Source organism: Allocoleopsis franciscana PCC 7113 (assembly GCF_000317515.1).
GTDB classification, from domain to species: Bacteria; Cyanobacteriota; Cyanobacteriia; order Cyanobacteriales; family Coleofasciculaceae; genus Allocoleopsis; species Allocoleopsis franciscana.
Genome location: NC_019738.1, coordinates 1,591,399 through 1,603,422, shown reverse-complemented (window position 1 = coordinate 1,603,422; position 12,024 = coordinate 1,591,399). Strand labels below are relative to the sequence as shown.

6 protein-coding genes are annotated in these 12,024 nt (G+C 44.3%); 2 read left to right on the top strand and 4 right to left on the bottom strand.

Annotation, left to right across the window (positions count from 1 at the left end):
• Positions 1-2: 2 nt before the first annotated feature.
• The 4 genes from MIC7113_RS06770 to gyrB all read right to left on the bottom strand — a co-directional run bounded on the left by MIC7113_RS06770 (position 3) and on the right by gyrB (position 9,166).
• Complete coding sequence (locus tag MIC7113_RS06770) at positions 3-5,396, bottom strand: hypothetical protein (protein ID WP_015181437.1); 5,394 nt, start codon at positions 5,394-5,396, stop codon at positions 3-5.
• 38 nt (positions 5,397-5,434) lie between these two features.
• The gene (locus MIC7113_RS06765) at positions 5,435-5,872 is read right to left on the bottom strand and encodes a hypothetical protein (RefSeq protein WP_041779930.1); all 438 of its coding nucleotides are present in this window, start codon (positions 5,870-5,872) and stop codon (positions 5,435-5,437) included.
• Positions 5,862-6,686, bottom strand: a complete 825-nt coding sequence (locus MIC7113_RS06760) for a DUF4007 family protein (protein WP_015181436.1) — start codon at positions 6,684-6,686, stop codon at positions 5,862-5,864. The genes MIC7113_RS06765 and MIC7113_RS06760 overlap by 11 nt, the downstream gene beginning before the upstream one ends.
• A 551-nt stretch (positions 6,687-7,237) precedes the next feature.
• On the bottom strand, positions 7,238-9,166 hold the full coding sequence (gene gyrB / locus MIC7113_RS06755; protein ID WP_015181435.1) for a DNA topoisomerase (ATP-hydrolyzing) subunit B: 1,929 nt from the start codon (positions 9,164-9,166) through the stop codon (positions 7,238-7,240).
• A gap of 347 nt (positions 9,167-9,513) precedes the next feature.
• Here gyrB and miaA point away from each other — a divergent pair, with 347 nt between their 5' ends.
• Both miaA and MIC7113_RS06745 read left to right on the top strand, forming a co-directional pair.
• Complete coding sequence (miaA, locus tag MIC7113_RS06750; protein ID WP_015181434.1) at positions 9,514-10,482, top strand: tRNA (adenosine(37)-N6)-dimethylallyltransferase MiaA; 969 nt, start codon at positions 9,514-9,516, stop codon at positions 10,480-10,482.
• A complete protein-coding gene (locus MIC7113_RS06745; protein WP_015181433.1) occupies positions 10,475-11,995 on the top strand; it encodes an O-linked N-acetylglucosamine transferase, SPINDLY family protein in 1,521 nt (506 codons plus the stop codon). Before miaA ends, MIC7113_RS06745 begins: the two co-directional genes overlap by 8 nt.
• Positions 11,996-12,024 lie beyond the last annotated feature (29 nt).

Genomic DNA, 12,024 nt, shown 5'->3' with positions numbered 1-12,024 from the left:
TATCACAGCTCCTTCGTTCCGACTAGATATTCTGTTAGTTTCTTAAGCAGGCTTTCTTGTTGTGGGCGAGGGAGGCCTTGAAATAGAGCGAGGATTTTACTCTCTGTATCTTGGTTTTGGATTGCTTCACAGCGAGTCAAGATGCCTTCTAGGATGTGCTTTTGCTCTGTCTCCAGCACGTCCTCATGCTGTTGTCGTTGCTTCTTAAGCTTGCTGATTAGTTGACTAGCAGTATCAAGCTTTGTAGCTGAATCTGTAAGCTGCTCTAGTTGGGTATCCTGCTTTTCTATAGATTGTAACCAGGAAATTGCAGCACGTTTGTGTCGTTTCTGAATTTGCTGTTTGGTCTGCTCCACTTCTTGAATTAGGGAGTCTAAAAGAGCCTGAATAATAGGAGTAATTCCCTCTGTAGCCTCTCGCTCTCGCCACTGACTCAACCGCTCTAGTTCAGCTTGGCAAGCCTGAACAGAATCAACTTTTTGGGTTGTTGCCATTTTGAGAAGGCTGATTAGAAGGCTGATTTCTGAATAGATTGCCTCGTATTGTTCTTCTTCCTGAGATTCCCGGTAGTATGTTAATTGGTCAGTTAGCTCTTTTTGCAGTGTTTGGGCTTCCTTCAGAGTTTTTACACTGCTCAATTTATTTTGAAGCTCATTGAGTTGCTGAATATAACCCTGTTTTATTTGACGCAGTTCGTTCTCTAGTTGCAGAAGCTTTGACTTAAAACGGTCTAAGTTACGTAAGTTAGCCTGTTTATTGGTGATTTCTGCTAACGTGCGATCGCAACCTGCAATGGATTGACTTTGTTGGTAGAGAGTTTCCAGGTTATGAATTTGCTCTAAGTCTGATTCCAACCATTGAATTTGCTCTTGCAGTTGTTGATAATCGGGATAGTCAGTAGAATCTTTAAATACTAGCTCTAACTTGGCGTACTCATCCCGAATACTGCTTAACTCTTTAGATGTTTCTACGGTAGAGAGGCGAGTGCAAAGATTTTGCAGGTTCCTTTGGTAAGTGACAACTCTATCCCTAAATCCTTGGATAAGCTTGTCAAGTTCAGAGTTGAATTGCTCAGGATAATGCAATTGGTTGGATAAACTTGTAATTTCTGCGATCGCTTCCTCGCACAGATGAATGGTATTCGCTTTCGCTAGAGTATTCTGACGAATAGCTTGCATCGTGTTTTCATCTTGAAGGCGCTTCTGTAAATCTTTATACTGAGCTTCAAGATTTTGTTCTGCCTCTTCTAATCGATTTCTGACAGCCGCAAATTCATCGCATGAGGCTACAAGTTCTTGACTCCTCTGAAGGGAATGTTTAAGTCGTTCGTAATCTTGCGGTTGATTAACTTTATGTTGACATTCATCAACAATCTGCAAAATCTTCTGAGTAATGATGGTATGTCCCTCAGCTTTTAGGGATTCTAATTGTTTTTGGGTTTCCTCTAAAGAAGTCGTTGTAGCGGTAGGAGGTAAAACTAATTGAGAGAGAGCTTGGTAAGATTGAAACGCATCAGATAGATTTTTGAGAATTTTGATATCTTGGAGTTTTCCTTTTGCACTCGCAAGGATCGATTGGAGTTGTTCTTCTTCCTGTTCTTCGCTTCTTCGTTCGAGAATGATATCATTGAGATTGTTCAGTAATTCCTGTAATCGTTGTTGGTTGGTTTCATCGGTATAACGATTAATTTGCTGATTAATTCGCTGACTGAGTTGCACAGCTTGAGTTTGGGACAGAGATGGAGAATACTGGTTTTCCCAATCAGCAACTTGCCGAATCAGAGCATCTTGTTTCTCTTCAAGGGATTGAATCGTACTCCTAAATATATCCGTCTCTCTAGCTACTGGAACGCTTGCGACTAGCTGTTCAATTTCAGTTTGAGTGCGAATATACTCGTGTTGAGTTGCTAAATCGCTCAAGGTATCGTAGAGCTTTTGAATTTGAGACAGGCAATTTGCGACTTTCTTTTGTTCAACTATCTCTGCTAATCGGTTGTCTGTTGCCGTGAGTGCTTCTTGCAGGGTAATCGTAAACCGAGGGGGTAAATCAGCAACTTGACTGAGCTGAGTAATTAGGGACTGAATATCGGCTTTATAATCACCACAGTCAGCTTCTGTATCTAGTGATTGATAACCCTTACTTTGGGCTTCAACCGTTTGTCCTATCCTCTCAATCACTGCCTGTAATGCCTGAATTTTTCGGTTTTGCTGCTGTTCTGTGGGACTCACAGATAAGTTATCTTCAGTAATCGCACTCAAGGGTTGCTGTAACTCAGTATAAAGCTGCAAGAGGGTTTCAATGTCAGCTTGTTCGGTAATATTTTCTGCTCGTGAAGTAGGCTCAAGTAATGCCTCAATTCGTTCAATACTACTCGTTAGTTGCTGCTGTATCTTTGTAATCTCATCAATTTTTTCCGGGTCGGGCGCACCGTTGAGGAAGCTATTAATCTCCTGAATAAATTGTTGCGCCTGCTCGTAGTTAACTGAATTGGGTATTTCGGGATAGGGAGAAAGTTTTCGGCGAATTACGGAAGGTTGCCCCTTCTCGATCCATACTCGAACAAACTCTTTGGGTTTATCAAAAACATTAGTAGCTGCCCAGTTTTTGATAGATTCACTTCGTATTGCAACCTGATCTAATTTCTTCTGGGGAATGCCAAAGCTACCTTTGAGTAATAGCTCTGAACTGTTATAAGCTAGCCATCCAGTAAATAGAATTGTAAAGGTATATTCGTTGTAGCCATAAGGAGGCTGAGATAAAACTCGCCAAATTTCCGCAATTTTAACTGTTTTTTCAGACTGATTACCGAGTGCTGTCATCTGTGAGATTTTGTCCCAAGCTGCTTTAACATTGGGGTGTTGCGGTTCCTGAATGGAATAGTTGTGGGAGGATTTTTTCAGCAATCTCCAAGACTTTACGAAAACTGGGTCAACTATATTGGTATAAGACTGCTTGGGAAACGCTTGAGGACGCAGCTCATTTTCTAGCAAGCGTTTAGAAGTATAACCAATTACTTCAGAACCAACTGCACTTTTCAGCGCCATTTTGTCTATCTTTTCGACTGGGGGAACGAAGGGATACAAGTCTTTGAGAATTTCACTAACGACACGGGATGGGTTACTACGCTCATTCACTGGCACTTTATCTGAAAGGTGACAGTGATAGATGCAAGACTTGAATAATTCTTTTGTTTTTGTTTCAATTTGTTGTTGTAGCTGTTGCTGAAGTTGGGTTAGGGCTGCTCCAAATTCCTGAACGGTTTTACGCTTGGCGGTTTCCAACATGAGTAATAGTCGGGCAATGTCGGAGGCGGATTGGGATGCGATCGCAACAGCAATCCTGCGTTTAATTGAGGTCAAATCCTGAGACGATGAAGCTAGAAGTTGAGTAATTTCACTACGCAACGCAGCTAATTCTTCACTCGTTCCACCAATGACATAGGCAACAATGCCAAGCTCATCCTTCAATGTTTGATTGCTAGTTAGGGTTTTGCGGAAGTTAGCAGCCGTATAAACCTTACAATTGAACGACCAATCGCTACTAATCAGCCGATTGTCTTCGATAAACTGGGTTGGGGATACGGTATCGCCTCCACAGTACTGCCCCAGGTTTGATTGGCAGTACTCTCGAACCCGTTCAATTGAGGGGATTTTGTTCGCAACTTCTTCCTCAATGCGCTTCCGCAAGTCTTGAATACCAAAACCACCTGTGTAGAAGCGGTAGGTATTATCGGCTGGATTGTGGTAGATGACTTCCCGAACTTTGCACAGTTTATCCAAAACAGCCTTCACTGTTGCCCTTGGCATTCCAGCGAGAAGACTCAGAATTTCCTCGTGCCTTTCTTGGTCTGATTTGGTTAGCCTGCTGGTACTGGCACTGGCGTAGAACAGGAATAGGGATTTAAGAACGGTTAGTTCTTCTGGTTCAGCAGAAGCCACAATTGAATCATAGGCGTGCTTATAAGCGGAGTAACTGGAATAGTCAGAGGTAGAGAAGTTATCTTCAAAAGCATTTACTAGAGCAACAGGATGGATAAGGTTAATATTGCTATTCTTTTCAACGGGTTGCTCTTGGATGAAGCGTTTAACATCTTCTTGAACAAACTGGATGGCGGTGCGACCTTGGGTAAAGTCCAGGTTACAAAGCAGGTAAGAAGTGAGAGGATGGAGTGGAAAGCAACCTAGAGTAATGTAGTCTCGAAATTTCTGGGGCAACCAGTTACGGTTTTGGTAGTAATTGGCAGTGCGGTTTTGATAAATATCGGTATTGATAGCATTTAACGTGTCGCGCCATTTGGAGAAGAACTCTTGCCATGCAGCGGTTTTATCTTGCTGGCTAAGTAAACCATTTAGCACCAATTCTAGGCTAGCCGCAGGTTCGTAGGTACTGGGAAGGAGTTCTAACCGGGACACTAATCGTTTGTAGTCTTCAAAGTTTTTGGGTGGGGTAACTCGACCCGGTAGCCTTTGGGTAAAGCTGATTAAGGCAACCCGTCCCTTAAACTTTTCGCAGATATTCGTGATGTTTTGTAGCGTGGTACTGCCAGCGCGAACGGGGTCATTTGCCCAGAGTTGCAGGTAGTTGTAAAGTTCATCAAAGAGAATCAAGATGCCTTGAAAGTGAGGATTTGCCCCTGTACATAAGCGAGTCACTAAATCGGTGAGAATGGCTTCGACATCAATATCTGCCTCAAAGTCAGGTGTAACTCCTGTGAGTTCCCGGCAAATGTCTTTAACGCGAGGAATAATCTGATAGTTATCATCTCGTAAGAGCTGCATGAGCATATTGAGGTCGCCTTCTGGATTGTCTTGGCGTTCTAAAAATGCTTCGGCTGTTTTCCGTTGCTTTGTGTCTAGATTTTCAAGGTACTGGAGGGGTTGCTGACAAATTTGTTGGGCGATGGAGTCGGTGATACCTTCGGACTCTAGAGCCTTTTTGAGAACTTGTAGAAAGTGCTTTTTCAGGTCTATGGGTTTATCACCACTCAGGCAAATAACCAGATGTCTGCTGCGTTGTTTGTAGAGCGTTAAACCTTCCAGAATGGGGTTGGGGTTAGAGGTTGCGTATTCAACTTGTTGCAAAATACCCTGAACTTCGGGGCTATCGAAGGGTTTTTTGAAGAAGTTGGCAACGGCTAGGGCAAAGTGGGATTTTCCTTTGCCGTAGTCCTGCACCATCAGGTGAACGTTGGGTTCGTTTTGGCTGTGAAAGCTGCGCCTTAGGGCATCAAGAACGCCGACTGTAGAAAATTTGAGCTTTTTGGGGTCGGAGTCGTAATTAAACACGAACCCCTGACATAATCGCAGGTTTTTGTCGGGGTCGTCCATCAGTTCAAAGCTGACGGCGTTGGCAACAAGCCCCGTTTCATTGATTTTGACGAGTTGGTTGAGCAGCATGGGTAAAATGACCTGTGTGTGAGGACTGTTTGAGGGAGTTAAATGCGTTGTAGGCGACTTTCATCCCAGTCGGGTGGGACGAGTTGACTGGGCAGAATGATCCAGAGGATGCTTTCTAAATGCCTGGTATTAAAAAGGTTTTGCCAGAATAGGGTGATTGGGCTTTCTGGTTGGACGTGTAGATAGGTAATCAGGCAATCTAAATCTTGGAGCAGGACGACGGGTTTATCGGTGTTAGCGCAAATTGCTTTGATGGCATCGAGTTCCCGGTCAAGCTGGTAATGTAAGGCTAGGAAACGGTTCTGGGGATTAATGCGGCTGAGGAGATGGGTGCGGTAGCTGATGCACTCAGCATTTTCGTGGTAAGCTAATTGCCGAAGTTCTAGGTCATTGGCGGTATCCCATAGCAGCAGGTGAGGGCGATCGCGCAGTTTTACGTCTGTCAACCTTACATTCTTAACATCCTTAATCGGCATAAGCTTTTGAGAGCAAGGTAAGGGGGTTGTCCCAACGGCGAATAATTTGGGCTGGAGATACGGTGCGCCTTTGTTCGATTATGGCTAAGGTTTCGAGTTGATTGAGGCACTCTTGGAGAGTTTCAGTTTCTTTCCCCAGGATGGGGGCTAATCCCATTTTTTGCTGAAGGATGTCGTTGGTTAGTACGGAGGTGGTGTCGCCAAAGTCACGTTCCCAAAGTTTTGCTAGGAAGTATCCGATTAGGTAGGGATTAGGAAGAGGGGCGTTTCCGGCTGTATATTTACCGTCTTCTAGTGTCAGAAATTTACAATTGGCTAGTGCATCTCGCTTAATGTAAGCCTGTAAAATATATTTAATTCTCTGCTCTATTATTCTGCTTTCTTCTTCAAAAACTGAGTTACAGCTTTGCCAAAATTCTTCACTAGTAAAAGTCCTGTATTGAGGTAAAAAAGTGTGGACAAAGTAAGACCAACCGCCCCAATCTGCGGGTTGAGCTGGTGGCTGTTGTAGTCCCTTATCTCCAAAGCTCAGATAAAAGTGCATCAGCCAGTCTGTAATCGTTGATTCCAAATAGGAATCACTACGCCAAACAATTTCACCTTCTGGACTTAAGCGGTTATCCTTAACTAAACCTGCTCGTATTGCCCAACTCTTGATCCGTCCAACTTTGGCATTACCTAGACTGGTTCTGTCCATCAAGCCTTGCAAATCGTCATTTAATCCTTTCTCTTGGGCCGCTGCTCCAAGGATTTTACGCAGGTCTTCTTTTTTGAGGGCAAAATTCCCATTGAAATGTAGCTTTATATTAGCCATGAAGTAATCGAGTAGAAAACATGGACAGAGTGAATTTCCCTCCTAATATATAGAATTCCCAACAAAGGCGGCGGAGTATCAGACTCGGTTAAAAATTACCAATGACACGTCAGGCACGGCAACGTTCCGCCTTCTTTATGCATTGATGAGGTAATATAGCAACCGTCACAACGGTTAGGACATTTCAAAAGCAGGGATTGACAATTCGCTTTGGGATATTTGTCCTAATCACCTTGGCGACTGCTATACCATTTGGATTTAGACTTGACAAAAAAAGGCAAAGGGCAGGAGGCAGAAGCAATGCCTTCGACTGGAGCTTATACCATTTCACTTTTAATCCGTTACACATCGACCCCCCTAGCCCCCCTTATCAAGGGGGGAACAAGAAAACTATCTGTAGCAAGCATTTAGTGAATTGGTATTACAGGAATTCAGGGAAAAGCAAAGTACGGCTATACCCGAAGCATAACCGTACCTCATACCGATTTCACTAATTGCGCGGAAACTCCCCTAATTACGCACAATTTTCATTCATGATGGGAACCGATGGATTAGATATCCAAATCAGTGAGGTTGAGGCGGGAACCATAGGTTTCGATGAATTCACGGCGTGGCCCGACGCGATCGCCCATGAGCACCGTGAAGACGCGATCCGCTTCTGCGGCATCCTCAATTTCGACTCGCTTTAAGGTGCGAGTGCCGGGATTCATCGTCGTTTCCCACAACTGAGTTGGCATCATTTCACCCAAGCCTTTGAAGCGTTGGATGGTGTAGCTGGCGTTAGAGGGAAACTCGTGTTGGATCAGATTGTTGAGTTCGCGATCGCTATAGCAGTAGTAATGATTGCGTCCCCGCTCTACTTTATAAAGTGGAGGGCAAGCAATATAGATGTACCCCTGATCCACAAGCGATCGCTGATAGCGATAAAAGAACGTCAACAACAGCGTGCGGATGTGCGCCCCATCCACGTCAGCATCCGTCATAATCACAATTCGGTGGTAACGTAATTGCGAGGGGTCGAACTCATCACCTTTAATACCCAAGCCTAGGGCTGTAATTAAAGCCTGAATTTCTGTATTTTTGTAGATTTTGGCGTCGTCGGTTTTCTCGATGTTGAGGATTTTGCCGCGCAGGGGCAGAATGGCTTGGAATTGCCTATCTCTTCCTTGTTTGGCGGAACCGCCAGCACTGTCCCCTTCTACAATAAAGATTTCCGATTCTGAGGGGTCACGAGAACTACAATCGGCTAACTTACCCGGTAACGGCGAAGACTCCAGAACGGATTTGCGCCGCACCAAATCACGCGCACGACGCGCCGCTTCAGCCGCTTTAAAGGCTTGGATTGCTTTGTCCAAAACGGCGTCTGCCACATTGGGACGGAATTCTAGGTATTCTGTTAGAACTTCTCCCACCAAGGACTCGACGATGCCCCGGACTTCGGTATTTCCTAGTTTTGTCTTGGTTTGCCCTTCAAATTCCGGATCGGGGACTTTAACGGAAATCACGCCCGTCAATCCCTCTCTAACATTCTCGCCGCCGAGGTTAGGTTCACCCTCTTTAATTTTGTTGCGCTTACGGGCGATCGCATTCATCGTCCGCGTCAATACCGCTTTTAGCCCCTCCAAATGGGTGCCACCATCAATCGTGCGGATGTTGTTGGCAAAGCCCAGCAAATTATCGCTGTAGGCATCGACACACCACTGCAATGCAACTTCGACTTGTGTCCCGTTGCGTTCTCCCTGAATATAGATAATTTCCTGATGCAGAGGCTCTTTCTCACGGTTCATGTAGGCGACATATTCCTGGATGCCTCCCTCGTAGTAGTAAGTTTCTTGGCGGGGTTGCTCCAGTCGGTTATCCGTAAACGTAATCCGGACACCCGCATTCAGGTAGGCTAGTTCTCGCACACGCCCCGCGAGTGTGGTGTAGTCGAACTCGATGCCCGTGGTAACAAAGATTTGCGTGTCTGGCTTAAAGGAAACTGACGTGCCAGTTCGGGCTTCTTTGGACGGCTTGCCGATGAGTTCAGTAACGGGGATACCTCGTTCATAACGCTGGGTGTGTATCCGGTTCTCACGCCAAACCGTCACCTCTACCCACTCAGACAGCGCGTTAACAACTGAAATCCCGACACCATGCAGTCCTCCAGAGACTTTATATCCACCGCCACCAAACTTCCCTCCCGCATGAAGTACCGTCATCACTGTTTCCAGTGCCGATTTGCCCGTGGTGGGATGAGTATCGGTGGGAATGCCGCGTCCGTCGTCTGTAACGGTAACGGAACCATCGGCATTGATGTCAATTTCAATATGAGTACAATAACCCGCTAGAGCCTCATCAATGGAATTGTCTACGACCTCGTAAACTAGATGATGGAGTCCCCTAGGGCCAGTAGAACCGATGTACATCCCTGGGCGTTTTCGCACCGGTTCGAGACCTTCCAGAACTTGAATCTGATCGGCACTATAACTACTCGTCATGTAAGGGATTCTCCAATAGAAGCTTTAGACCGTTACGATTCTCAAAAATGAGAAAACACTCTCAAATTTTAACACAAAAGCCTCCTAGGCGGCTACAGAGCCGTTTCAAGGCTTATTTAGATAGGCACTGCATGTATTGCTAAAACTATCTTCTTTCCCTTGACAGCGAAACAAGGATCGCTTTTGAGTTGAGCGAGTGTACTCTTACGGCTAGACTTCTTGCTCTGGAAGGTGTTGAGGGGGCTGAATTAAAGAGTAAAGCTCCACTAAAAAACAGTCTAAAGGTAAAACAGGGATAAAAAAAACGCTAGGAAGCTGTAACACATTGATGGGATTTATAGATAAGGATGGAATTATTCAATCATCAGCGACTGGGTTTGATCACCCTTTGTGGTGCGACAGCGACGGGTAAGTCAGGCTTAGCGTTGGCTTTAGCGCAACGACTGAATTCAGTTATTATCAGTGCTGACTCTCGTCAAGTTTACCGGGAATTTGACATTGGCACGGCTAAACCCTCAGCCATTGAACGACAGCAAGTGCCTCATTATTTAATAGATATCTGTGAGCCAACCCAGACAATGACTCTGGCAGACTACCAGCTATCAGCACAAGAATTGATTGCTCAATTTCAGGCAAGGGGTACAATTCCCTTACTCGTTGGTGGTACGGGTTTATACATTCGTGCGGTGGTGCAGGGAATGAAAATTCCCAGAGTTGCACCCCATCCGGAATTGCGATCGCAACTTTCCTCCCTCGGTCAAAATCAGCTTTACCAATACCTGCAAAAGGTTGACCCAGCGGCAGCTCAGAAGATTCACGCTAACGACGAAGTCAGGACATTACGAGCATTAGAAGTATTTTACGTGACTGGACGCCCAATTTCCGAGCAACAAGGCGAGAATCCTCCCAACTATCCAATTCTTCAGATTGGGTTGGAATGTAGTAACTCCAATATCCTGACTCGTCGCATTGAGAAGCGAACTGAGCAAATGATTGTGGCGGGTTGGGAAGCCGAGGTGAAAGCTCTTTGCCAAAAATATGGTATTGATTTGCCACTTTTAGATACACTCGGCTATCGAGAAATGAAGCAATATCTTGCAGGTGAAATTTCCCTGTCTCAAGCCAAAGAACTAACCGTTTTGCACACTCGCCAATTTGCTAAGCGACAGCGCACTTGGTTTCGAGCTTATCCACAAATTGAGTGGTTTGATGCCGATCATCCTGATTTGCTAGAGCAAGTATGGCAGCGTATCCAAGCCTTTAATTCTACTGTATCCGTATCCTCTTCATTGAATCCAATTCCAGCGAATGATTAATCAGCGAACACTACAAGTTGATATTGCTTATCACTTTGATTTAATCCAAAGATTGCAAAAGAGTGGTAAAACACAAGAGGCTATATCAGCAGTAGAAAATGCCTGTAATCTCTTCCCTGACGAGTACTTATTTAAACTCATTAAAAACTTATTTATTCCGATTATTTATTCGACATCTGATGAAGTATCCTTCTATCACCAGCGATTTAAACGAGGGCTACAAGACTTAATTGAGCAAACCTCCTTGGGAACTCCTGAAGAAAAGAGCAAGGCTCTAGCAGGGATTAATCACGTTACCAACTTTTATTTAGCGTATCAGGCTGGTAATATTCGCGAGTTACAACAGCAGTATGGAACATTGGTTCATAAGATTGTAGCTGCCAATTATCCCCAATGGCTCGAACCACGAACAATGCCTCAATTAGAGGAGAATCAAAAGATTCGTGTGGGTTATATTTCAAAATATATTCATAATCACAGCAGCACATTTTGGTTACTAGGGTGGCTGCGTCACTGCAATCGAAATAAATTTGAAGTTTACTGTTATTACATTGGCAATCAGCCGGATACAGTTACGTATAAGTTCAAAGAATATAGTGATGTATTTAACCATATTCCAGAAAATTTAGAAAGCGTATGCAAGCAAATTGTAACTGATAATTTACATATTTTGGTCTTTCCAGAGCTAGGAATCGATGCACTGACATTTGCGATCGCTGGTTTGCGGCTTGCTCCTGTGCAATGTACCGATTGGGGATATCCAGTCACATCTGGAATACCCACTATTGATTACTATATATCCAGCGAACTAATGGAACCTGAGAATGCTCAAAAACATTACTCGGAAACACTGATTTGCTTGCCTAATCTTGGAATTGCTTATCCCCAATTAGAAGTTCCATCCCTGACAAAAACTCGCTCTGATTTTGGGTTGCGGGATGATGCAGTAGTTTATTTGTGTTGCCAAGCTCCCTACAAGTACTTACCCCAGCATGATTTCATTTTTGTTGAAATTGCTAAGCGTGTGCCACAAGCACAATTTGTATTTGTTCGTGCCGATGTTTTAAAGCCACGTCTTAAAGCAACATTTGCAGCGGTTGGCAAGAGTAGTGAGGATTATTGTGTGTTTCTCTCATTTTTAAATCATGAAAATTATTTAAGGCTTAATTTACTCAGCGATGTCTTTTTAGATACCTTAGGTTTTACCGGGGGTAACACTACTCTGGCTGCACTTGCCTGCAATTTACCTGTGGTTACTTGTCCAGGTGAATGTATGCGCGGTTACATGTCAACAGGGATGCTAAAAATGTTGAGATTGAGTGAAACAATTGCTGAAAATGAAGCAGAATATATTGAAATTGCTGTGAGGTTGGGGTTAGAGCCTACATGGCGGCATGAGATTGTACAGTACACAATGAAACACGGAAAGTGTCTCTTTAATGACAAGAGTTGTGTAGCTGCGCTGGAGGAATTTTATCAAGGAGTTGTTCGGGAACGTTTGAGGCAGAGCTAGAGCTATTAATGATTTGATTAAGCATCTAG

Excerpts from the sequence above, each read along its gene's own strand:
- MIC7113_RS06760 (WP_015181436.1), bottom strand. The coding sequence starts at position 6,686 with ATGGCTAATATAAAGCTACATTTCAATGGGAATTTTGCCCTCAAAAAA.
- MIC7113_RS06745 (WP_015181433.1), top strand. The coding sequence starts at position 10,475 with ATGATTAATCAGCGAACACTACAAGTTGATATTGCTTATCACTTTGAT.
- MIC7113_RS06770 (WP_015181437.1), bottom strand. The coding sequence starts at position 5,396 with ATGCTGCTCAACCAACTCGTCAAAATCAATGAAACGGGGCTTGTTGCC.
- gyrB (WP_015181435.1), bottom strand. The coding sequence starts at position 9,166 with ATGACGAGTAGTTATAGTGCCGATCAGATTCAAGTTCTGGAAGGTCTC.
- MIC7113_RS06765 (WP_041779930.1), bottom strand. The coding sequence starts at position 5,872 with ATGCCGATTAAGGATGTTAAGAATGTAAGGTTGACAGACGTAAAACTG.
- miaA (WP_015181434.1), top strand. The coding sequence starts at position 9,514 with ATGGAATTATTCAATCATCAGCGACTGGGTTTGATCACCCTTTGTGGT.